Here is a 21,864-nt window from a genome sequence, read left to right as displayed (position 1 = left end):
CGGAGGGCCGCAATGCCGAAATTTGAAAAACACCCCGATGTGGTGGCCAATCTGACGCCGGAACAATTCTGGGTCACTCAGGAAAACGGCACCGAAAGGCCCGGATCGGGTAAATTGCTGAACAACAAGGCGCCGGGTATCTATGTCGACGTGGTGTCCGGTGAACCGCTTTTTGCGTCAGCGGACAAATACGAATCCGGCTGCGGTTGGCCCAGCTTTACCAAGCCGATCGAACCGGCCCATATTGCCGAACTGCGCGATGCCAGCCTCGGCATGGTTCGTACCGAAGTGCGCTCGACCCATGGCGACAGCCATCTGGGTCATGTGTTCAACGACGGGCCACCGGATCGCGGCGGGCTGCGCTATTGTATCAATTCAGCTTCGCTGCGCTTCATCCATCGCGATGACATGACGGCCGAAGGCTATGGCGATTACCTCAATCAAGTGGAGGACATATGATGGACCAACGCGCTGTATTGGCGGGGGGCTGTTTCTGGGGGATGCAGGATCTGATCCGCAAACTGCCCGGGGTATTGTCGACGCGGGTGGGCTATTCCGGCGGCGATGTGCCCAATGCGACCTATCGCAACCATGGCAGCCATGCCGAAGCGATCGAAATCATCTTTGACCCGGACAAGATCAGCTACCGCAAGCTGTTGGAGTTTTTCTTTCAGATCCACGATCCGACCACGCTGAACAGGCAGGGCAACGATCTGGGATTGAGCTATCGGTCCGCGATTTATTACGTCGACGCGGCGCAAAAGGATTGCGCGCTGGAAACCATCGCCGATATCGAGGCGAGCGGGATATGGCCGGGCAAAGTGGTGACAGAAGTCGAACCGGTTGGTGATTTCTGGCAGGCGGAACCGGAACATCAGGATTATCTGGAACGGCTTCCAAATGGTTATACCTGCCATTTTCCGCGTCCCGACTGGGCGTTGCCGAGCCGGAAATAGACTCTGACAAGGCGAAAACGGGCGCTTGTCAAAGCGCCCGTTGCCAGATCAGAAGCGGAAATTCACCTTGGCCGAGGCGGTGGTTGCCTCAACATCGGTGCCCGATCCGTTGAAATTGTCGAACGCGTGATACAGAACCTCGCCCCCGACCGAGATGTTGTCGGTCAGCATGTGTTCATACCCGATCCCGGCGAAGTAACCGGTATCTTCGCCCATGCTGGCCAAGGACGCCTGTGCGACACCGCCAGTGGCATAGATCAACCCACGGCCCAGATCGTAACCGGCGCGCAGTTTCAGCCGCCCGATGCTTTCCAACGTGTCGGTGCCGCTGAGGTCGGTATTGGACACGTCGTAATCCAACCCGGCACCCAATACGAACTGGCCAAAATCGTAATCATAGCCAAGGCTCAAACCGCCGATCACGTCGTCGCCGCTCAGCGTCGAGGTGCCGGTCGTGCTGACATCGGCATAGCCAAGGCTCAGACCGCCATAAGCGCCGGTCCAGTCGCCGCCGGTGGACACAACCGGGGCGGGGGCGGCGATAACAGGTTCGGCCATGGGTTCAACCGGTGATCCGGCCAAGGCCGGGGCAGCAATCAGGGCCGCGCCCAAGGTGGCGAAGCTTAGTGTTTTGAAAGTCATATCCAGTTCCTTTCGTTCTTTTTCTGGCATGGGTCTGAATGGCCACATACGCTGTTGAACGAAAAACTATCTGGGGTCCGTCGGACGGAATTAAACCGTGCGGTTCCGTTTCGGCCAATGCCTGCCGATGCCGCGGGGTCAGGTCGGCGATTCCTGGCTGAACAGATCCTCAAAGGTTTCCCGCAAAGCCTTCTTTTGCACCTTCCCCATCGTGTTGCGGGGCAATTCAGGCAGGAACAGGGTCTGTTTTGGCTGTTTGAACTTGGCCAGATCGCGGCTGGTGACGGTTTTGATCTGTTCAAGCGTCAGGTCAGGGGTTTGCTTGACCACGACCGCTACCACAGCTTCGCCGAAATCGCGATGCGGCACCCCGATCACCGCGCTTTCCAACACACCGGGAATATCGTCGATCAGGCTTTCCAATTCCTTGGGGTAGACATTGAACCCGCCGGTGATGATCAGATCCTTGGCCCGGCCGACGATGCTGACATACCCGTCGGCATCGCGGGTCGCCAGATCGCCAGTGATGAACCACCCGTCAGGGCGCAGTTCCTCGGCGGTCTTTTCCGGCATTTGCCAATAGCCCTGAAATACATTGTCGCCGCGCACCTCGATCACGCCTATTTCGCCCTGCGCGACTTCGCCATGGGTCCCCATGATGCGCAATTCGACCCCGGGCAGCGGCAAGCCAACCGTGCCTGCGCGACGTTCACCGTCATACGGGTTCGAGGTGCTCATGTTGGTTTCGGTCATGCCGTATCGTTCCAATATGCGATGTCCGGTGCGGGTCTGCCATTTTTCATGGGTATCGACCAGAAGCGGCGCCGATCCCGACACGAACAGCCGCATGTTTCGAGACTGTTCCAGCGTCAGGTGCGGATTGTCCAGCAAGCGGGTATAGAATGTCGGTACCCCCATCAGCGCGGTCGATGTCGGCATCGCATCAAGAATTGCCTCGGCATCGAATTTTGGCAGGAACACCACCGAAGCCCCGGCTAACAGCGCCACATTGGTTGCTACGAACAACCCGTGAGTATGGAAGATCGGCAAAGCGTGGATCAATACGTCCTGATCGGTGAACCGCCATAAATCGCGCAGGCTTTCGGAATTGGAAGCAAGGTTCTTGTGGCTCAGCATCGCGCCCTTGGACCGCCCCGTGGTGCCAGAGGTATAAAGGATCGCGGCCAGATCATCCGCCCCGCGCGGCACCGGTTTAAATGCCGGGTCAGGATCGGGCAGGTCGGTCATTAACGTGCCCTTACCGTTTTTATCCAAGGTGAAAACCGTGGCACCGCCTGCCAACGGGGCCAGTTCATCAATCCGGCCCGGATCGCAGACCAGAATCCGCGGGGCGGCGTCGGTGATGAAATAGTCCATCTCGGCCCCGGTATAGGCGGTGTTCAGCGGCAGAAAGATACCACCGGCCAAAACCGTGCCCAGATACAATTCCACCGCTTCCAGTGTCTTTTCCACCTGAACTGCCACCCGATCTCCCGGCTGTAGCCCCGTCAGCATCAATTTCTGCGCCAGACTTTGTGCCCCTGCAAACAACTGCGCATAGGTGACACCGGGCAGGCCCGGGCGGGTGGCGAAAACCTTGCCCGGCGTGGTTTCCATAGCCCGGGACAAGCGGCTGATAAGGTAATTGGCGTCGAACATTGGGCCCACGATCCTTGTGTATTCTACAATCTGGCCTTGTTCTTTTCGCATGGATTTGAGCGAACGCAAGGGCTGGACCTTTTTCCTTAACCCGTTCAGCATCGCCGCAACCGCAAGGAGACCCCGAAATGAACCCCGTCAAAGGCATTTTGCTGAAGCTGTGTTCGGTGGTGATGTTCATCACCATGGCGGCGCTGATCAAGGCGACATCTGGTCATGTGCCGCCCGGAGAGGCGGTGTTTTTCCGCTCGCTTCTTGCCATGCCGGTGATTTTGATCTGGTTGTGGCTGCGCGGCGATCTGCGCACCGGGTTGAAGGTGGCCTCGCCGATAGGGCATTTCTGGCGCGGCCTGATCGGGACCTGTGCAATGGGGATGATGTTTGCCGGTCTAGGCCTTCTGCCGCTGCCCGAAGTGACTGCCATCGGCTATGCTGCGCCGTTGCTGACGGTGATTTTCGCGGCGATGTTTCTGGGCGAAAAGGTTCATTTGTTCCGAATGACGGCGGTCGGGTTAGGCCTGATCGGGGTTCTGATCGTGATCGAACCGCGTCTGACTTTGTTTGCCGGCGAAACGGTGCGGACCGCCCAAGCGCTGGGCGCGGCCTTTGTCCTGCTTGGGGCGGTCTTCGCGGCGCTGGCGCAAATCCACATTCGCAATCTGGTTCAGACCGAACAGACTTCGGCCATCGTGTTTTTCTTTTCGCTGACCTCGACCACCTTGTCGCTGCTGACATTGCCCTTCGGCTGGGTCGTGCCCGCCCTGCCCGAGGCGGGTCTGCTTATTATCGCGGGGTTGGTCGGCGGGTTGGGACAGATATTCCTGACTTCCGCCTATCGCTTTGCCGGGGCGTCAGTGGTGGCACCGTTCGATTACGCCTCGATGCTGTTCGCGCTGCTGATCGGCTATTTCATCTTTGACGAAGTGCCAACGTCGCAGATGTTGGCCGGGGCGTCTTTGATCATTTTGGCGGGTGTGCTGATCATCTGGCGCGAACATGCGCTTGGGTTGAAACGGGCCAAGGCGCGGGCAGGGATGACACCGCAGGGCTGAACAAAGGCCCACCCACCGGGCAGGCGCGGATCTTTGCCCGCTACTTCCCCGTCATCGACGCATAGGCGTATGCCGGTGCGATCAGCATCCGGCGGAATCGGCCCAACGGGAACCGCTTCGGCACATCGCGAATCAAGGCGGGATATGGCCGTTCGGGGTCTTTCCCCTGCGCAAGATCGGCCAGCAAAGCCCCGGCATAAGACCCCATCGCAACACCGTTGCCGTGATAGGCAAAGCCGACAAAAGCCCCCGGCAGTTCCGGGACTGGCCCGACATAGGGCGCGAGCTTTGCCGAAAAGGCCAGAATGCCATTCCAGCCATAAGGCGTTTCCACATGCGCCCAATCGGGAAAGACTGCTTCGAACCGTTCACGTGTGCGCCGGTGCAGCGCCGTGTCGACCTTGGCCGATGACCCCAACCCGCCGCGCATCCCGAACAGGAATTGCCCGTTCGGCATCAGCCGGAAGTAATTGAGGAATGTCTGGTGGGTATAGGCCATCTGGTCGCTGCTCCACCCGGCGCGGATTTCTTCCGGGCTCAGCGGCCTTGTGACCAGGACGTTCGATTGCATCGGCATGTAGCGCGCCCGCATCCAGTCCGGCACGTCTTCGGAGGAATAGCCGTTGGTGGCAAAGATCACCTTGTCGGCCCGGACCGTGGCCTTCGGCGTTTGTAGGGTGAAACCGTCCCCGTCGCGCTTGACCGATTTGACCGGGCTTTGCGCGTGTATCGTCACCCCCGCCGCAAGACAGGCGCGGCTTAGTCCATCGGCATATTTGCGCGGATTTAGCCCGAATCCGATTGGCAATGTCAGTGCGCCGTGAAAACGCCCGTGCATCCCTTGCGCGGCCAGATCCTCGGCTTCGATCAGTGTCGTATCGACGCCAAAATTAGTCTCTAGTTCTGCCTGTTCGGCGCGCAGTTCGCGCATGGAGGCGGGCGTATGGGCCAAAATGGTTTCGCCGTTCGAATGGGTTTCGGCATCGGTGCCGGTCCGGGTCAGAAAGTCCTGAACCTGTTTGATCGCGGCGACTTCGCTGGCGCACCAGTCTTGCAACCCCTGCTGCCCATAGCGTTTGGCGATGGCCTTGAACGGCAGCGCGGCCCCGCCCAGACAGCAAAATCCACCATTGCGGGCCGACGCCCCCCAGCCGGGACTTTCGGCGTCGAACAGGGTGACGGCATGCCCTGCCTGCGCCAGATGCAGCGCAGCGTTCAACCCGGTATAGCCGGCACCGATCACCGCAAATTGAGTGCGGATTGTGCCACTTGCCGGTGGCATATGATCGTCGGGCAGGGTGCTTGGCCCCCAAAAACAGCGCGCGCGCGGTCCCGGGCCATAAGCGTAATTCGGCATGATCCGTTTCATCAGGTACGTATCGCTTCTTGTTCTTCCAGTTGTTGCCGCACCATTGATCGTTTCGTGATCAAAGACGCTGAAATGACGCCGATGGTGACGATCCCGATCATGATGGTCGACAGCGCGTTGATTTCCGGGCTGACACCCAACCGCACTGCCGAAAAGATCTTGATCGGCAGCGTGGTAGACGAAGGACCAGCGGTAAACGACGCGATCACCAGATCGTCAAGCGACAGGGTAAAGGCCAGAAGCCAGCCTGAAATGACCGCCGGTGCAATGATTGGCAAGGTGACCAGCCGGAAACTTTGCATCGGTGTACAACCCAGATCCAAAGCCGCTTCTTCTAGCGATTTGTCGAAACTGACCAGCCGCGACGACACCACTACCGACACATAGCACATCGCAAAGGTCGTATGCGCCAGAACGATGGTCAGAACACCGCGGTCCAGCCCGATACCGATGAACAGCAACAACAGCGACAGGCCGGTGATCACGTCGGGCATGACAAGCGGCGCATAGATCATGCCGGAAAACAGCGTCCGGCCCAGGAACCGGCCGCTGCGCACCAGAACATAGGCTGCCATCGTGCCCAAAACCGTAGCGATGGTCGAAGATATCACCGCCACGCGCAGGGTGACCCAAGCCGCATCGAGAAAGGCTTCGTTCTGAAGCAGTTCGCCGTACCACTTGGTCGAAAATCCCGCCCACACCGTGACTAGCTTGGAAGAATTGAAGCTGTAAATCACCAAAAGCAGCATCGGCAGGTACAGAAAGACGAAGCCGAAGGTCAGCGAGGTCGCATTGAACCATGAAAACCGTCTCATTGATCCATCTCCCGGGATTTTTGTTCGTTTTTCTGGAACAGGATGATCGGGATGATCAGCAGCAGCAGCAACACCACCGCCACCGCGCTGGCCACCGGCCAATCCCGGTTGGAGAAGAATTCTTCCCACAGAACCTTACCGATCATCAACGTCCCCGATCCGCCCAGAAGTGAAGGAATGACGAATTCGCCAAGTGCCGGGATGAAGACCAGGAAACTACCTGCGATGATACCGTTTTTCGACAGCGGAATGGTCACCAGCCAAAAGGCCGACAGCCGCGAACATCCCAGATCCTCGGCGGCTTCCAGCAGGCTTGCGTCCAGCTTTTCCAAAGCGGAATAAATCGGCAGGATCATGAAAGGCAGATAGGTATAAACAATGCCGATATAGACCGCCGTCGGCGTGTTCATGATCTGCAAAGGTTCCGATATCATCCCGGTCCACAGCAGGAACTGGTTCAGAAAACCTTCTTTTCCCAGAATCCCCATCCAGGAATAGACCCGGATCAGGAAACTGGTCCAGAACGGCAGGATCACCAGCATCATCAGCGTCGGGCGCCATTCATTCGGTGCCTGCGCCATGCTGTAAGCGATCGGATAACCAACCATAAGCGTCAGCACGGTCGAAACAGCGGCGATTTTGAGGCTGGAAAGGTAGGCTTTCCAATACAGGTCGTCTTGGGTCAGCCAGACAAAGTTTTCCAAATCCAACTGCGACAGGAAATTCTTGAACCCCGCCCAGCCATCAGACCACTCGATCACCGGCACATAAGGCGGGATCGCCAGCGCGATGTCGCTGAGCGAAATTTTGAACACGATCAGGAACGGCACCAGAAACAGCGCCAGAAGCCAGATATAGGGGATGAAGATGAGAAAAAATCGTCTCATCCTATCGCTCCAATACCGATCCGGCGGTCAGCGTCCAACTCAGCCAGACTTCGTCTTCCCAAGTGAAACTGCGCCGTGACAGGCGGCGGGTATTGGCGGTCTGCGCCTTGATGGTCAACCCGCCGGGAATTTCGACATGGTAGGTCGACATATTGCCCAGATAGGCGATGTCGACGATCTTGCCCTTGATCGAATTCAAGGCACTGTCGGGTTTGTCCTGTGAAACCGCGATCTTTTCCGGCCGGATGGCGATATAGGCTTTCTGCCCTTCGCTCAGGGTGCGGGGGGTCTTGGCCTGAAACGGTTCTTTGCCCTCGGACCAATTGATTTTGTAACCGTCTTCACCGGATTTCGTCGCGATTCCCTCGATGATGTTCACGTCGCCAATGAAATCGGCCACATATAGCGAAGCGGGTTCTTCATAGATCTTGTCAGGTGTTGCCACTTGGATGATCTGACCTTCGTCCATCACCGCCACGCGCGAAGCGACGGTCATCGATTCTTCCTGATCGTGGGTCACGATCACGAAAGTGGTGCCGGTCTTTTCCTGAATATCCATCAGTTCGAACTGGGTATCCTGCCGCAGCTTTTTGTCCAATGCGCCCAAAGGTTCGTCCAGCAACAGCAGCTTGGGGGCACGGGCCAGCGACCGGGCCAGCGCCACGCGCTGCCGTTGACCGCCGGAAATCTGATGCGGTTTGCGCCGGGCAAATCGTTCCAACCGGGTCAAGCGCAGCATTTCATCGACCCGCGCGTCGAGTTCGCTTTTCGGCATCTTTTTCCGTTTCAGGCCGAATGCGATATTTTCCCAAACTGACAAATGTGGAAACAGCGCATAGGACTGGAACATCATGTTTACAGCGCGCTCATTGGGGGGCACCCGCGCCATGTCCTGACCGGCCAGCAAAATCTGGCCTTCGGTCACTTCTTCGAACCCTGCCAGCATACGCATCATCGTGGTTTTGCCACAGCCCGATGGCCCCAGAAGCGCGAAGAATTCGCGCTCATAGATATCTTGGGTCAGGTTGTCGATGGCGGTGAAGCTGCCGAAGCGTTTGGTGACGTTCTTGAACTGAATCAGCGGCTTTTCCCCGGGGTCTTCCCAAGGGGCGAATACGGTCTGAGTCATGGCTGTCCTTGCTGGAAAAAGGGCCTGCGCCGGTGTGGCGCAGGCCCATATGGATGACAGGTTTGTTAGATGCCCGATTTGATCTTGGTCCACAGCCGGGTGGCTACCCGCTGCACCTTGGCTGGATACGGCCGGGTGGTGAACAGATTTTCAAGGGTCGCCGCATCCGGGTAAATCGCCGGATCACCAATCACGTCTTCAACCAGGAATTCCTGGCTCGCCTTGTTGCCGTTGGCGTAATAGACATAGTTCGACGCCGCCGCCATGTTCTGAGCGTCCATGATGAAGTTCAGGAACTTGTGCGCTGCATCCGGGTTTGGTGCATCGACCGGGATCGCCATCTGGTCGAACCACATCTGCGCCCCTTCCTTGGGCGCGTGAAAGGCGATTTCGACGCCGTTTTCGGCTTCTGCCGCACGGTCACGTGCCTGCAACACGTCACCCGACCAGCCGACCGCGACGCAGATGTCGCCATTGGCCAGCGCGTTGATGTATTCCGAACTGTGGAACTTCTGGATATAGGGGCGAATCGCCATATAGGCACCTTCGGCCTTGGCGATCACATCGGGGTCTTGGCTGTCGGGGTTTTCGCCCAGATATTGCAACGCCGCCGGGATCATTTCACCCGGCGCGTCAAGGAAATGTACCCCGCAGTCGGCCAGCTTTTCCATGTTGGCGGGATCGAAAACCAAAGCCCAACTGTCGATCGGAGCGTCTTCACCCAAAAGCTCCTGCACCTTGCCGATATTCACGCCGATGCCGGTGGTGCCCCACATGTAGTTGATCGAATAGGCGTTGTCGGGATCGTATTGAACAGTGCGTTTCTCGACCACATCCCACATGTTCGCATGATTCGGCAGTTTCGCCATGTCCAGTTTCTGGAATGCACCCGCAGTGATCTGGCGCTGCAAGAAAGAGCCAGAAGGCACCACCACGTCATACCCTGACCCGCCTGCCAGCATCTTGGTTTCCAGAACCTCGTTGCTGTCGAACACGTCATATACCAGATCGATACCGGTCTCTGCTTCGAATTTGGCCAGCAACTCTTCGTCGATATAGTCTGACCAGTTATAAACCCGCACTTCTTCGGCGGTTGCGGCCCCCGCAAACAGCGCAAGGCTGGCTGCCGCGGTTAGAAAACGATTCTTCATATTTTAATCTCCCGTTGATCGAGGGTCTTGGTGCCCATCGATTTAATTTGATCAAACTTTGCCGCACAAGGCAATATGGTAAAGTATCCATGCTGTCGTTAAACTCGCAAGCGAAGCCGAATAAGCAGAGTTGAGAAATGAGCAGTGATAGACCGAGGTGCCCGAAAATTGACCGTTATTGATACCGTTGAAAAGCGGCTCCCCACGCATGAATTGGTCTATCGCAAGATGCGGGAACAAATACTGTTTGGGGAAATCGCGCCGGGCCAGCCGGTGACGATTCAGGGACTGACCGCACGGCTGGATGCGGGTATGACGCCGGTCCGCGAAGCGATCCGTCGTCTCACCGCCGAGGGCGCGCTGAAGTTTCAGGGCAATCGCCGGGTCATTGTGCCGTTGTTGACGGCAAAGAATATAGAAGAAATTATTGTTGCTCGACAATGCCTTGAAGGTGATCTGGCCCGACGCGCTGCCGAGAATGCAAAGCCTGCCGATGTACGGGAACTCAGAAGGTTTGACGATCTGCTGGACCAGGCTATCGTGACCGGTGATTTGCAGGCCTATCTGGAAAACAATTACCGCTTTCATCAACGGATTTACCAAATGGCCGACGCGCCGATTCTCAGCGATCTGGCCGAAGGCTTGTGGCTGCGTTTCGGGCCTTCGTTGCGGGTCGTCTGTGGCCGGGTCGGAACGCAGAACCTGCCGGACATGCACAAGGACCTCGTGGCCGCGCTGGAAGCCAGAGAAAAAGATCGCGCCGCGCAGGCAAATATTGAAGATATGATGCAAGGTATGCAGCAAGTTCGCGCGATGTTGTCTTGATTTGGTGACATGATCGATTCGATTGACAAAATTTAATTTGATCATATTTTGGAATCAACGGCCGCCATTCGCGGTTCAAATGTAATTTCCAGACAAATGAGGCTTTGATGTCCACGATCTCCAACCACATGCCCACGGATGAATTGCAGGCGATTGATGCGGCGCATCACATGCATCCGTTCACCACACAGAACGAACTGGCTGAACGCGGTGCCCGGGTGATCACCCGCGCCGAAGGCGTGTGGATCCACGACAGCGAAGGCAACAAAATCCTCGATGGTATGGCCGGGTTGTGGTGCGTCAATATCGGCTATGGCCGCGATCGACTGGCCGAAGTCGCGGCGCGGCAGATGAAGGAATTGCCTTATTATAACACCTTTTTCATGACCACCCACGTGCCTGCCATCGCGCTGTCACAGAAATTGTCAGAACTCGCGCCGGGCAACCTGAACCACGTGTTCTATGCCGGGTCCGGGTCCGAAGCCAACGACACCAATCTGCGCATGGTGCGCACCTATTGGGCCGAAAAAGGCAAGCCGACGAAAAAGATCATTATCAGCCGTAAAAATGCCTATCACGGGTCGACCGTGGGTGCCGCGTCACTGGGCGGTATGGGCGGTATGCATGCGCAGGGCGGTCTGCCGATTCCGGATATCCACCATATCGATCAACCCGATTGGTGGACCGAAGGCGGCGATCAAAGCCCCGAAGAATTCGGTCTGGAACGCGCCCGCCAGCTGGAACAGGCGATCAACGATCTGGGCGAAGACAATGTCGCCGCCTTCATCGCCGAACCGGTGCAGGGGGCCGGTGGGGTCATCGTGCCGCCAGAAACCTATTGGCCCGAAATTCAGCGGATTTGCGACAAGTACGAAATTCTGCTGATCGCGGATGAAGTGATCTGCGGCTTTGGCCGTACTGGCAATTGGTTCGGATCGCAGACCGTGGGGTGGAAACCCGATATCATGACCATCGCCAAGGGCCTCAGCTCGGGCTATCAACCGATCGGGGCCTCCATCGTCAGCGATGAAATCGCCGAAGTGATTGGCGGTTGCGAATTCAATCACGGCTATACCTATTCCAGCCACCCGGTGGCCGCCGCCGTTGCTTTGGAAAACCTCAATATCATGCAGGAAGAAAAGATCGTCGAACACGTTCGTGACGACGTTGGCCCCTACCTGAAAGAAAAATGGCAGGCGCTGGCCGATCACCCGATGGTGGGCGAAGCGAATATCGTCGGCATGATGGGCTCTATCGCCCTGACACCACATAAGGAAAGCCGCGCCCGATTCGCATCCGATGCGGGCACCGTCGGCTATATCTGCCGCGAACGCTGCTTTGCCAACAATCTGGTAATGCGCCATGTTGGCGACCGGATGATCATCAGCCCGCCATTGGTGATGACCCGCGACGAAGTCGATACCCTGATCGAACGCGCGGCAAAATCGTTGGACGAAGGCATGGCACGGATCAAGGACGAAGGGTTGTGGAAGCCCGCTTCGTGAACTTTTGCGCCGGTTGATCGGGGCAAGCACAAACCAACAAAAGCGCCCGCCTCCGATCCTGGATGCGGGCGCACCTTTGTGATCAAGGCGAAATCACCGCTTGATCAGATTGGGTTTTCCTTGCTCAGCTCCTGCGCGGCCAAGGACGCGGCCAGAATCGGATCACTGTGATCCAGCGGTGCCATGATCGAATTTCGATCCGCTTTGACGAACAATTGGCGTGGCAGGTTGCAGAACGGTTTGGCCGGACCTCTATCGGTGATCAGCACCGGTTCGGTGATTTCCAGCCCCCATTCCGGGGTCCACAGGCCGGGCATGAAATGGAATGTCATGCCGGGCAGCAGTTCGGTTTCATCCTCGTCTCGCAGGCTGATGGTGCGTTCTCCCCAATCCGGCGGATAAGACAGGCCGATCGAATAGCCGCAACGCGCCCCGCGCTCAATCCCGGCGCGATCCAGCGGCCCGGCCAGCGCCCGGGCGATATCGCCAGCGACATTGCCTGCGCGGGCAGCATCGATCCCCGCCTCCAACCCTTCGACCAAAGCGGCTTCGGCACGTTTCATGTCTTCGGGCGGCGTGCCCAGGAACACGGTCCGCGAAAGCGGCGTGTGATAACGGCGATAAACGCCCGCGAGTTCGAAAAAGGTGCATTCCCCCGACCGCAGCTCCGCCCCGTTCCAGGTTAAATGCGCAGCCGAGGCATCGGCACCCGAAGGGCACATCGGAACAATCGCCGGGTAATCGCCCCAATGCCCGTCTGCCCCGGTCAGCGCATCGTGATAGATGTCTGCGACCAGTTCGTTTTTCTTCACCCCGACGTCAGAGCGGTCAATCGCGCCCAAAACCATCTTTTCAGCGATTCGCGCGGCGCGGTGCATGAAGGTCAGTTCTTCATCCGACTTCACCGCACGCTGCCAGTTCACCAAAGCTGTGGCATCAACGATTTCGGCCTGCGGCAGTTCTGCCAACAATGTGGTATAGGCTTTGGCCGAGAAATAGTAATTTTCCATTTCCACCCCGATCCGGGCGGTTTCAAACCCCATCTCTTTTAACAGCGCCGCAAGGTGCTGCATCGGGTGGCGACTGGTGGATTGCACATATTCATCGCCATAGGGGCGGATCACGTCTTCGCCGATCCACGCGGTGCGACGCGCGCCATTGGCATCCATATTGCGCCCCCACCACACCGGGTCCGTGTTATGGGTGACGATCAAGCCTTGATGAACATAAAACGACCAGCCGTCATAGCCGGTCAGCCATGCCATATTCGACGGATCTTCGATGAAAATCGCGTCCAGATCCCGTTCGGCCATCGCAGCGCGTGTCAGCATCAACCGTCGACGATATTCGGCTGGAGAAAAGGATATCGCTTTCTGAGTCATCGGGGCCTCCGCATAAGAATACGATGAAATGCGACCCGCTGGTTCGACCGTGCGGAATCGACCTACGACTCGAATCCTATGACGGTTGATCTATGTTGTTATGCGTAAAACAGCTCTTTTAAGGTTCAAAAACGACAGTTGCCTAAAAAATGGCGCATGATCCGAGCAGAAAAAATTATGTACCGAAACCCATCAGGTTCCGGACAAATCCTTTGTCGGAGATTTGATATCGGCTAAAATTTAAGCGCTCGATTCTGCCTGTTTTTCTGGCAAAATTGGCGATGGGGGCGGTTTCGCCTGAAACTTCGCCTCAAGCAGGCTAAGGAACCGAATAAATCTTTCAGGCTGAAGTTTAATGTCGCTTTTTGTTCAAAAGTGCCGCGATTTGGTTGCAAGACTGGTTGCTACAGGCTTTAGTTTGAAATGAACGAGCGTAAAATACGCCACTAGAGAACGGGGAAATACATTGCCAGACGGATCGACAAGCGATGCTTTTGTCGCGTTTGAACGCGTCCAAAAGAGTTACGACGGCGAAACACTGGTCGTAAAAGACCTGAACCTCAGTTTGCCGAAGGGCGAGTTTCTGACGATGCTCGGACCATCGGGATCGGGCAAAACCACCTGCCTGATGATGCTGGCCGGGTTCGAAACAGCAACTCATGGTGAAATCCTGTTGGACGGCAAGCCGATCAACAACATTCCACCGCACAAGCGCGGCATCGGCATGGTGTTCCAGAATTACGCGCTGTTCCCGCATATGACGGTGGCCGAAAACCTGTCCTTCCCTCTGGAAGTGCGCAAGATTGGCAAATCCGAACGCGAAGCCAAGGTCAGGCGCGCGCTGGACATGGTCCAGATGGGTGAATTTGGTGGCCGCCGCCCAGCACAGCTTTCGGGGGGACAGCAACAGCGGATCGCACTGGCCCGCGCGCTGGTGTTCGAACCTGAACTGGTCTTGATGGACGAACCCTTGGGCGCGCTGGACAAGCAGCTGCGTGAACATATGCAGTTCGAAATTACCCGTTTGGCGCATGAATTGGGCATCACCACGGTTTACGTGACCCACGACCAGACTGAAGCGTTGACCATGTCCGACCGCGTCGCCGTGTTCGACGATGGCCGGATTCAGCAGCTTGATCCGCCGGACACCTTGTATGAATCGCCGCAAAACAGCTTCGTTGCGCAGTTCATCGGCGAAAACAACACGCTGGAAGGTGTGGTCAAGGAAATCACTTCAGACTCTGCCGTGGTGCAACTGGACGATGGCGAACTGATCGACTGCAAACCGGTCAACGTGTCGAAGGTGGGCGAACGCACCAAGGTGTCGATCCGTCCCGAACGGGTGGAATTCAACAAGGACCGGCTGAAGGAAGACGCGCATCTTCTGAAGGCGACGGTCAAGGAATTCATTTACATGGGCGACGTGTTCCGCACCCGTCTCAGCGTTGCCGGCAATGATGATTTCGTCATCAAATCGCGCAACGCGCCGGACCAGGTCCGGCTGAAACCTGGGCAGCAGATCGAAATCGGTTGGCTGCCTCAGGATTGTCACGCACTCGACGCGTAACAGGATAACCCCGCATCCCGTTCAGGGGTGCGGGATCGCCTGAGACCTCGTGCGGTAAACCCGTGACCCCGGGGTCCATAATTCTAGAACGGGAAATTACTGGGAGTTACTGAATGAAACCGACCAAGCTTCTGATTGCCAGCTCTGCCCTCGCCCTTTCGGCAGGCGCAGTTGCTGCAGCAGACATGACCATCGTGTCTTGGGGCGGCGCCTATTCCAAGTCGCAGCAGAACGCGTATCATGCACCCTACACCGCCAAGACCGGTGTCAATATCATCAACGATGACAGCTCGAACGAAGCAGTTGCCAAGCTGCGCGCGATGAACGAAGCGGGCAACGTCACCTGGGATGTGGTCGACGTTGTGGCCGCCGACGCAATGCGTCTGTGCGACGAAGGTCTGGCGATGGAAATCGATCCCGATACTCAACTGGCCCCGGCGCCGGATGGCACCTCGGCAGCTGACGATTTCGGCGATTTGCTGGTGTCTGATTGCTTCATCCCGCAGATCGTCTATTCGACTACTTTCGGCTATCGCACCGATCTGGTCGGTGACACCCCTCCGGATGATGTCTGCGACGTGTTCGACCTCGAAGCCTATCCGGGCAAGCGCGCGCTGGAAAAGCGTCCGATCAACAACATGGAATGGGCTCTGCTCTGTGATGGTGTTGCCAAGGAAGACGTCTATGACGTTCTGGAAACCCCGGAAGGTCAGGACAAAGCGCTGGCCAAGCTCGACACCATCAAGGACAGCGTAGTCTGGTGGTCGGCCGGTGCCGACACGCCGCAACTTCTCGCCGATGGCGAAGTCGTCATGGGGTCGACCTATAACGGTCGTCTGTTCAGCCTGATCGTCGAACAGAAACAGCCCGTCGCCATGCTGTGGGACGCGCAGGTGTTCGATCTGGACGGCTGGATCATCCCCGCCGGTCTGAGCGAAGAGCGCCAGAAGCAGGCGCTGGATTACATCTATTTCGCCACCGACACCCAGCGTCTGGCGGATCAGGCTCAGTACATCTCCTACGGTCCGGCCCGTGCCTCCTCGGCACCGCTGGTCGGCAAACATGCCGAACTGGGCATCGACATGGCTCCGCACATGCCGACTGATCCGGCCAATGCCACGAACACGTTCCTGTATAACTACGAGTTCTGGGCCGACTATCGCGACGATATCGACGCGAAATTCCAGGCTTGGCTGGCCAAGTAATCAGTCCGCTTCGAGACTGTAACAAAGGATGGGCCGCCAAAGGCCCATCCGCAATTCATACGACGGGGACATCATGAGCGAACTGAAAGGCACCGGTCAGCAAACTGCTGACGCGCCCACACCGGAAGACGCTTTTCACGAAGCGGCGGCGCTAGACGCACGCGAAACGGATTCCCAAAGTTCAGGTCGCAATGGCGGTCCTGTCCTTGCTGCGGACGGAACACCGTTGAAGCGCAGCCTGAGCCGAGCCTTGCGACGGCAAAAACTGCGCGCCCTTGCATTGATTGCTCCCCTCCTGATCTTTGTGTTGTTTTCCTTTATCATTCCGATTGGGTCGATGCTGTTCAGGTCGGTGGAAAACGGTTTCGTTGAACAAACGCTGCCGCTGACCGTGGCCGAATTGAAAAACTGGGATGCCGAAAGCGACACTTTGCCGGACGAAGCGCTGTATCAGGCTTTCGTTACCGATATGGTCGCTGCGGTCGAAGCCAAGGAACATACCAAGCTCGGGTCGCGGCTGAATTACGAACAAACCGGCCTGTCGTCGCTGTTCCGGCAAACCGGGCGCAAGATCAAGAAAATAGATCCAGAAACCGACGGTCCGTTCAAGGACAAGTTGATCGATATCGACGACAAATGGGGTGAACTGGAAACCTGGCGCACCATCAAGACCCATTCGGTTCGCTACACCAATGGCTATTTCCTCAATGCCATCGATATGCAGCGCACCGCAGAAGGCGCGGTTGCGCAGCCGGAAAACAAACGAATTCTGATCACCCTGTTCATGCGAACGCTGTTCATGTCGCTGGTGATCACCACGTCCTGCATCTTGCTGGGCTATCCGGTGGCTTGGATTCTGGCCAACCTGCCGGCGCGGTCTGCCAATATGCTGATGATCCTGGTGCTGCTCCCGTTCTGGACTTCGCTTCTGGTGCGCACCTCGGCATGGAAGGTGATGTTGCAACAACAAGGCGTGATCAACGAAGTTCTGGTCTGGCTGGGCATCGTGCCCGATGACGCCAGGTTGGTGCTGATCAATAACCAACTCGGTACGATCATCGCGATGACCCATATCCTGTTGCCGTTCATGATCTTGCCGATGTATTCGGTGATGCAGACGATCCAGCCGACCTATCTGCGGGCGGCGAAATCGATGGGGGCGACCAACTGGACCGCGTTCTGGCGGGTCTATTTCCCGCAGTCGGTGCCGGGCATCGGTGCCGGGTCGATTTTGGTCTTCATCCTGTCGATTGGGTATTACATCACACCTGAAATCGTCGGCGGTACCAAAGGCGTCTTCATCTCGAACCGGATCGCCTATCACATTTCCAGTTCGTTGAACTGGGGTCTGGCTGCGGCCTTGGGCACCATCCTGCTGGCTGTCGTGCTGATCCTGTACTGGGCCTATGACAAGATTGTCGGCATCGACAACGTGAAACTGGGGTAACGATCATGGCTGCACTCACTCCTATCTCCCGCAAACCCCTGTCCCTGGTCCTGCCCACGATTGCAGCGGCCGGGGCCTTTCTGGGGCTGTTCGTCGGTACCGCCAATGGATCCGGTTTTCTTGGGGTTGTGATCGGCGCTGCGCTGATCGCCTTCATGGGCTTTGTCTATATCGCATTGTTGAAAAACGAGACGCTGTCCAAATGGATTTCCATCCTCGGCTTCGCAACCTTGGGCTTTGTCTTTGCTGGTGTGCCGGGCGTGGTTCTGGGCGCGCTTTCGGGCTGGTTCTACCACTGGTTCACCTATTGGCTTTACGAAGGCCGGTATCGCGCCAAATTGCTGCCCTATCTGACATCGCGTCAGGTGCTGTGGTTCTACAGTTTCCGGGTGATCTGCGGCGCCATCTTCGTCTTCCTGATCACGCCGATCCTGGTGGTGATGCCGCTCAGCTTCAACGCTGAAAACTTCTTCACCTTCACGCCGGAAATGCTGCGTTTCGATCCGGCGGGGTATTCGCTGAAACATTACGTCGATTTCTTCACCAACAGCGAATGGCAGCGTTCGTTCAAGAATTCGCTGATCATCGCACCGATCGCGACGATCATTTCGGTGTCGCTGGGAACATTGGCCGCCATCGGTCTGTCGCAATCGCATGTGCCGGGGCGTCGCGCCATCATGGCGGTGATGATTTCGCCGATGATCGTGCCGCTGATCATTTCGGCCACCGGCATGTTCTTCTTCTACTCCGATATCGGCAACTGGCTTGAAGGCACTTTGGGGCTGCCGAAAAATTTCGTCGGCTACGTCAAGGTGATTTTGGCACATTCGGTTCTGGGTATTCCCTTCGTGATCATCACGGTCACTGCGACGCTGGTCGGGTTCGACCGGTCGCTGACCCGGGCTGCCGCGAATATGGGGGCCGATCCGGTCACCACGTTTTTCAAGGTGCAAATGCCGCTAATCCTGCCTGGGGTGATTTCCGGGGCGCTGTTCGCTTTCATCACCTCTTTCGACGAAGTGGTGGTGGTGCTGTTCGTCGGGTCTGCCGGACAGAAGACGTTGCCTTGGCAGATGTTCACCGGCCTGCGTGAACAGATATCCCCGACCATCTTGGCAGTGGCGACCATCTTGGTGGCGATTTCGATCCTGTTGCTGACCACGGTGGAATTGTTGCGCCGCCGGTCCGAACGGATGCGTGGGATGAGCCCGTCGTAAAGTGCCTGACGTGACTTGATTGTGCGCGCCTGACGGCGCGCGCAGGATGCGCTTCGCCCCTTGGGCGAAGCAGAGGGGGCGCTGCCCCCGCCGCGCGGTGCGCACCGCCCCCGGGATATTTGTGAACAGAAGAACGAGGGCCGGTTACGCCGGTTGATCAGCTGCGCACCAGCTTTTCATAGCTTTCCGAAATGTCGCGGGTCAGCGCACCGACTTCGAACTTGTAATCGCCGATCTGGCCGACCGGGGTGACTTCGGCGGCGGTGCCGGTCAACCAGCATTGCTCGAAGCTTTCCAGCTCTTCAGGCATGATGTGGCGCTCGGTCACTGTGATGCCGCGTTCTTTCAGCATGCCGATCACGGTCTGGCGGGTGATGCCATTGAGGAAACAGTCGGGTTTCGGCGTATGCACTTCGCCGTTCTTGACGAAGAAGATATTGGCGCCGGTGGCTTCTGCGACATAGCCACGATAATCGAACATCATCGCGTCGGAACAGCCTTTGTCTTCGGCGGCGTGTTTTGACATGGTACAAATCATGTAAAGCCCGGCAGCCTTGGCTTCGCAGGGGATGGTGGCCGGATCGGGGCGGCGCCATTTGGCGATGTCCAGTTTGGCACCTTTCATCTTGGCGTCACCATAGTAATTGCCCCATTCCCAGGCCGCGACGGCAACCTGAACCGGGTTGTTGCGCGATGCCACGCCCATGTCTTCGCCCGCGCCGCGCCAAGCGATGGCGCGGACATAGGCATCGGTCCAGCCATTGGCGGTCAACACGTCGTATTTGGCCTTTTCCAGCTCCTCCACCGAATAGGGCACGTCGAAATCCAGCAGGTTGGCGGAATTGCGCAGCCGCTCGGAGTGCTGAACACTTTTAAAGATGGTCCCATTATAGCAGCGTTCGCCTTCGAACACCGACGACGCGTAATGCAGGGCATGGGTCAGCACGTGGACCTTGGCATCGCGCCAGTCCACCAGTTTGCCGTTCATCCAGATTTTACCGTCGCGATCATCGTATCCGGCCATATCCCGTCCTCCTGCGCCTACGCGCCTTTGCAAATATTGCGCATCTTCGGTCCGAAACGGACATAATATTGCGCGAAAACTGCGATTCGGTACCAAGTTGATCTTGGAAAGTCAATAAGACTGACTTAAGCTGCCCGTATTGCGGGCATATTGATGAATTCCGGGGGATATTTATGGCGGATGTGACCACGGGTGAAAAACTTCTTTTTCTGACCGACGAACAGTTGCGGCAGGGAATCGAGGCGATGTTTTTCGCCTATCGCGGCTTTACCGCCGATCCCGATCGCATCTTGGCCAGCATGGCCTATGGTCGGGCGCATCATCGGGCGATTCATTTCATCAACCGCGCCCCTGGCACCACGGTCAACAATCTGCTGGTGCTGCTGGGGGTAACCAAACAATCGTTGAACCGGGTGTTGCGCACATTGATCGAAGACGGTTTGGTGGAAAGCCGTGTCGGCAAGGCCGATAAACGCGAACGCCACCTGTACCTGACAGATGCAGGGCACGAATTAGAACGCAAATTGTCCGATGCCCAACGCGCCCGTATGCGGGCGGCGTACCGTGCCGCAGGGCCACAGGCGGTGGCCGGGTTCCGGCAGGTTTTGGAAGCGATGATGGATGCCGAAATGCGCCGCAAATACCATGCTATCAAGGAAAATGGCGCATGAACGATGTCGATGCCCATCTATTGATCGTCGACGACGATGAACGCATTCGCGGGTTGCTGCAAAAATTCCTGATCCGCAATGGGTTTCTGGTCTCTTCGGCACGCGATGCGGCACATGCACGTCGATTGCTGTCAGGATTGGATTTCGATCTGATCGTGTTGGACGTGATGATGCCGGGCGAAGACGGCATCAGCCTGACCCGGGATCTGCGCCAGACGATCACCACACCGATCCTGCTGCTGACGGCCAAGGGTGAAACCGAAGACCGGATTTCAGGGTTGGAAGCCGGGGCGGACGATTACCTGTCCAAACCGTTCGAACCCAAGGAATTGTTGCTGCGGATCAATGCCATCCTGCGGCGGATGCCGGCGCTGACGCCTGAAGATACCGCCCCGAAGGTTCTGTCGCTGGGGCCGATCCGCTACGATGTCGACCGGGGCGAATTATGGCGCGACAGCGAATTGGTACGGTTGACCGCGACCGAAAACCAGCTGATGAAAATCTTTGCTGCCCGCCCCGGCGAACCGATCAGCCGGGCCAATCTGGTCGAAGATCTGGGCCGCGATCATGGTCAGGCGCAGGAACGTGCGGTCGACGTCCAAATCACCCGGCTGCGCCGCAAGATCGAACATGACCCGAAACAGCCGCGGTATCTGCAAACCGTGCGGGGTGCGGGATACATGTTGGCACCCGATTGACCGGGCGACCCGGTTGAGTCGTCGCTTCAGCATCTGGGATTGCGTCCGGACCGACCGAATAACGCCTTGTTTCTGGAAGAATTGTGCTAGCTTTCACGCGCAAGAGTTACCAACGCAGAATCAAAACGACTGCGAACAGATAGAGAGCGACAATGGACTTGTTTAAAACTCTTTCGGCGATGACAGTTGTCGTTGCCTTGACCGCCCCGGTGATGGCGCCGGCGGCTGATCTGGAATATTGGGGCGAAGCCGGCGGTTGGGATATAATGATCGATCCAACGCTGGGCAATGGCTGCCTGATTCAGGCCGAGTATGACAACGGCGTGTTGGTTCGGATCGGTTTCGATCTGAACGAAGAGTCCGCCTACCTGACCGCGTTCCATGACAATTGGGGCGGGATCGAAGAAGGCGCGCAATACGACATCAGCTTTGATCTCGACGGACAGAGCTATGAAGGCGAAGCGACGGGGATCTATCTGAACGGCATGCCGGGGGCCGATATCTATTTCGACAGCGAAGATTTCCTGTGGGATCTGGCTTCGAAATACACGCTGACCCTGTATAACGATAACGGCGAAGTCATGTCGATCGAACTTGGTGGATCCATGGTCGCGCTGGAAGAAGCGATTGCATGCCAGGATTCGCAATAGTGCAAAACCGCGT

At 57.2% G+C, this 21,864-nt stretch carries 21 protein-coding genes; 12 read left to right on the top strand and 9 right to left on the bottom strand.

The genetic code is table 11. The annotated features are described in order from the left end of the window. Positions 1-12: 12 nt before the first annotated feature. Complete coding sequence (gene msrB / locus TG4357_RS03695) at positions 13-459, top strand: peptide-methionine (R)-S-oxide reductase MsrB (protein WP_058261509.1); 447 nt, start codon at positions 13-15, stop codon at positions 457-459. Then, positions 456-956, top strand: coding sequence for a peptide-methionine (S)-S-oxide reductase MsrA (msrA, locus tag TG4357_RS03690; protein WP_058261508.1), 501 nt, complete (start codon positions 456-458; stop codon positions 954-956). The genes msrB and msrA overlap by 4 nt, the downstream gene beginning before the upstream one ends. A gap of 48 nt (positions 957-1,004) precedes the next feature. Here the strand turns inward: msrA and TG4357_RS03685 are convergent, their stop codons facing one another. Both TG4357_RS03685 and TG4357_RS03680 read right to left on the bottom strand, forming a co-directional pair. Next, complete coding sequence (locus TG4357_RS03685) at positions 1,005-1,598, bottom strand: outer membrane protein (RefSeq protein ID WP_058261552.1); 594 nt, start codon at positions 1,596-1,598, stop codon at positions 1,005-1,007. 138 nt (positions 1,599-1,736) lie between these two features. Next, on the bottom strand, positions 1,737-3,257 hold the full coding sequence (locus TG4357_RS03680) for a malonate--CoA ligase (RefSeq protein ID WP_058261551.1): 1,521 nt from the start codon (positions 3,255-3,257) through the stop codon (positions 1,737-1,739). Between the two features lie 128 nt (positions 3,258-3,385). Between TG4357_RS03680 and TG4357_RS03675 the strand changes: the two genes are divergently transcribed. After that, positions 3,386-4,309 carry a DMT family transporter gene (locus TG4357_RS03675; protein WP_058261507.1) on the top strand — a complete coding sequence of 308 codons (924 nt, stop codon included), beginning with the start codon at positions 3,386-3,388 and terminating at the stop codon, positions 4,307-4,309. A gap of 40 nt (positions 4,310-4,349) precedes the next feature. Here TG4357_RS03675 and TG4357_RS03670 read toward each other — a convergent pair whose 3' ends face one another. The 5 genes from TG4357_RS03670 to TG4357_RS03650 all read right to left on the bottom strand — a co-directional run bounded on the left by TG4357_RS03670 (position 4,350) and on the right by TG4357_RS03650 (position 9,660). Next, positions 4,350-5,678, bottom strand: coding sequence for an NAD(P)/FAD-dependent oxidoreductase (locus TG4357_RS03670; RefSeq protein ID WP_058261506.1), 1,329 nt, complete (start codon positions 5,676-5,678; stop codon positions 4,350-4,352). Next, a complete protein-coding gene (locus TG4357_RS03665) occupies positions 5,678-6,493 on the bottom strand; it encodes an ABC transporter permease (protein WP_058261505.1) in 816 nt (271 codons plus the stop codon). The genes TG4357_RS03670 and TG4357_RS03665 overlap by 1 nt, the downstream gene beginning before the upstream one ends. Next, positions 6,490-7,380: an ABC transporter permease subunit gene (locus TG4357_RS03660; RefSeq protein WP_058261504.1), complete on the bottom strand. Its 891-nt coding sequence runs from the start codon at positions 7,378-7,380 to the stop codon at positions 6,490-6,492. Before TG4357_RS03660 ends, TG4357_RS03665 begins: the two co-directional genes overlap by 4 nt. 1 nt (position 7,381) lies before the next feature. Then, a complete protein-coding gene (locus tag TG4357_RS03655; RefSeq protein WP_058261503.1) occupies positions 7,382-8,509 on the bottom strand; it encodes an ABC transporter ATP-binding protein in 1,128 nt (375 codons plus the stop codon). Between the two features lie 65 nt (positions 8,510-8,574). Then, positions 8,575-9,660: a polyamine ABC transporter substrate-binding protein gene (locus TG4357_RS03650; protein ID WP_058261502.1), complete on the bottom strand. Its 1,086-nt coding sequence runs from the start codon at positions 9,658-9,660 to the stop codon at positions 8,575-8,577. A gap of 168 nt (positions 9,661-9,828) precedes the next feature. Here TG4357_RS03650 and TG4357_RS03645 point away from each other — a divergent pair, with 168 nt between their 5' ends. Then, a complete protein-coding gene (locus tag TG4357_RS03645; RefSeq protein WP_267886187.1) occupies positions 9,829-10,485 on the top strand; it encodes a GntR family transcriptional regulator in 657 nt (218 codons plus the stop codon). Positions 10,486-10,592: 107 nt separating this feature from the next. Beyond that, complete coding sequence (locus TG4357_RS03640) at positions 10,593-11,990, top strand: aspartate aminotransferase family protein (protein WP_058261501.1); 1,398 nt, start codon at positions 10,593-10,595, stop codon at positions 11,988-11,990. Between the two features lie 104 nt (positions 11,991-12,094). On the opposite strand, the gene TG4357_RS03635 is transcribed toward TG4357_RS03640, so the two are convergent. Further along, entirely contained in the window at positions 12,095-13,372 is a 1,278-nt protein-coding gene (locus TG4357_RS03635) for a M24 family metallopeptidase (RefSeq protein WP_074646976.1), read from the bottom strand. 466 nt (positions 13,373-13,838) lie between these two features. Between TG4357_RS03635 and TG4357_RS03630 the strand changes: the two genes are divergently transcribed. From TG4357_RS03630 to TG4357_RS03615, 4 genes are all read left to right on the top strand, one after another. Continuing rightward, positions 13,839-14,939: an ABC transporter ATP-binding protein gene (locus TG4357_RS03630; RefSeq protein WP_058261500.1), complete on the top strand. Its 1,101-nt coding sequence runs from the start codon at positions 13,839-13,841 to the stop codon at positions 14,937-14,939. A 113-nt stretch (positions 14,940-15,052) separates the two neighbouring features. Continuing rightward, entirely contained in the window at positions 15,053-16,144 is a 1,092-nt protein-coding gene (locus TG4357_RS03625; protein WP_058261499.1) for an extracellular solute-binding protein, read from the top strand. A 73-nt stretch (positions 16,145-16,217) separates the two neighbouring features. Then, positions 16,218-17,591 (top strand): ABC transporter permease, encoded by a 1,374-nt coding sequence (locus tag TG4357_RS03620; protein WP_082644057.1) that lies wholly within the window; start codon positions 16,218-16,220, stop codon positions 17,589-17,591. Positions 17,592-17,596: 5 nt separating this feature from the next. Next, positions 17,597-18,808, top strand: coding sequence for an ABC transporter permease (locus tag TG4357_RS03615; RefSeq protein ID WP_058261498.1), 1,212 nt, complete (start codon positions 17,597-17,599; stop codon positions 18,806-18,808). A 157-nt stretch (positions 18,809-18,965) separates the two neighbouring features. On the opposite strand, the gene TG4357_RS03610 is transcribed toward TG4357_RS03615, so the two are convergent. Further along, positions 18,966-19,832, bottom strand: a complete 867-nt coding sequence (locus TG4357_RS03610) for a branched-chain amino acid aminotransferase (RefSeq protein WP_058261497.1) — start codon at positions 19,830-19,832, stop codon at positions 18,966-18,968. Positions 19,833-20,005: 173 nt separating this feature from the next. Here TG4357_RS03610 and TG4357_RS03605 point away from each other — a divergent pair, with 173 nt between their 5' ends. The 3 genes from TG4357_RS03605 (at position 20,006) to TG4357_RS03595 (ending at position 21,851) form a co-directional block, all read left to right on the top strand. Beyond that, positions 20,006-20,503, top strand: a complete 498-nt coding sequence (locus TG4357_RS03605; protein ID WP_058261496.1) for a MarR family winged helix-turn-helix transcriptional regulator — start codon at positions 20,006-20,008, stop codon at positions 20,501-20,503. Next, the gene (locus TG4357_RS03600; protein WP_058261495.1) at positions 20,500-21,201 is read left to right on the top strand and encodes a response regulator; all 702 of its coding nucleotides are present in this window, start codon (positions 20,500-20,502) and stop codon (positions 21,199-21,201) included. The genes TG4357_RS03605 and TG4357_RS03600 overlap by 4 nt, the downstream gene beginning before the upstream one ends. Before the next feature lie 152 nt (positions 21,202-21,353). Then, a complete protein-coding gene (locus TG4357_RS03595) occupies positions 21,354-21,851 on the top strand; it encodes a hypothetical protein (RefSeq protein ID WP_058261494.1) in 498 nt (165 codons plus the stop codon). Positions 21,852-21,864 lie beyond the last annotated feature (13 nt).

The organism is Thalassovita gelatinovora (assembly GCF_001458355.1).
Classification (GTDB): Bacteria; Pseudomonadota; Alphaproteobacteria; order Rhodobacterales; family Rhodobacteraceae; genus Thalassobius; species Thalassobius gelatinovorus.
This window is presented reverse-complemented; position numbering and strand designations above follow the sequence as displayed.

Excerpts from the sequence above, each read along its gene's own strand:
- TG4357_RS03670 (WP_058261506.1), bottom strand. The coding sequence starts at position 5,678 with ATGAAACGGATCATGCCGAATTACGCTTATGGCCCGGGACCGCGCGCG.
- TG4357_RS03605 (WP_058261496.1), top strand. The coding sequence starts at position 20,006 with ATGGCGGATGTGACCACGGGTGAAAAACTTCTTTTTCTGACCGACGAA.
- TG4357_RS03600 (WP_058261495.1), top strand. The coding sequence starts at position 20,500 with ATGAACGATGTCGATGCCCATCTATTGATCGTCGACGACGATGAACGC.
- TG4357_RS03655 (WP_058261503.1), bottom strand. The coding sequence starts at position 8,509 with ATGACTCAGACCGTATTCGCCCCTTGGGAAGACCCCGGGGAAAAGCCG.
- TG4357_RS03650 (WP_058261502.1), bottom strand. The coding sequence starts at position 9,660 with ATGAAGAATCGTTTTCTAACCGCGGCAGCCAGCCTTGCGCTGTTTGCG.
- TG4357_RS03635 (WP_074646976.1), bottom strand. The coding sequence starts at position 13,372 with ATGACTCAGAAAGCGATATCCTTTTCTCCAGCCGAATATCGTCGACGG.
- TG4357_RS03680 (WP_058261551.1), bottom strand. The coding sequence starts at position 3,257 with ATGTTCGACGCCAATTACCTTATCAGCCGCTTGTCCCGGGCTATGGAA.
- TG4357_RS03640 (WP_058261501.1), top strand. The coding sequence starts at position 10,593 with ATGTCCACGATCTCCAACCACATGCCCACGGATGAATTGCAGGCGATT.
- msrA (WP_058261508.1), top strand. The coding sequence starts at position 456 with ATGATGGACCAACGCGCTGTATTGGCGGGGGGCTGTTTCTGGGGGATG.
- TG4357_RS03660 (WP_058261504.1), bottom strand. The coding sequence starts at position 7,380 with ATGAGACGATTTTTTCTCATCTTCATCCCCTATATCTGGCTTCTGGCG.
- msrB (WP_058261509.1), top strand. The coding sequence starts at position 13 with ATGCCGAAATTTGAAAAACACCCCGATGTGGTGGCCAATCTGACGCCG.
- TG4357_RS03665 (WP_058261505.1), bottom strand. The coding sequence starts at position 6,493 with ATGAGACGGTTTTCATGGTTCAATGCGACCTCGCTGACCTTCGGCTTC.
- TG4357_RS03625 (WP_058261499.1), top strand. The coding sequence starts at position 15,053 with ATGAAACCGACCAAGCTTCTGATTGCCAGCTCTGCCCTCGCCCTTTCG.
- TG4357_RS03675 (WP_058261507.1), top strand. The coding sequence starts at position 3,386 with ATGAACCCCGTCAAAGGCATTTTGCTGAAGCTGTGTTCGGTGGTGATG.
- TG4357_RS03615 (WP_058261498.1), top strand. The coding sequence starts at position 17,597 with ATGGCTGCACTCACTCCTATCTCCCGCAAACCCCTGTCCCTGGTCCTG.
- TG4357_RS03610 (WP_058261497.1), bottom strand. The coding sequence starts at position 19,832 with ATGGCCGGATACGATGATCGCGACGGTAAAATCTGGATGAACGGCAAA.
- TG4357_RS03620 (WP_082644057.1), top strand. The coding sequence starts at position 16,218 with ATGAGCGAACTGAAAGGCACCGGTCAGCAAACTGCTGACGCGCCCACA.
- TG4357_RS03595 (WP_058261494.1), top strand. The coding sequence starts at position 21,354 with ATGGACTTGTTTAAAACTCTTTCGGCGATGACAGTTGTCGTTGCCTTG.
- TG4357_RS03685 (WP_058261552.1), bottom strand. The coding sequence starts at position 1,598 with ATGACTTTCAAAACACTAAGCTTCGCCACCTTGGGCGCGGCCCTGATT.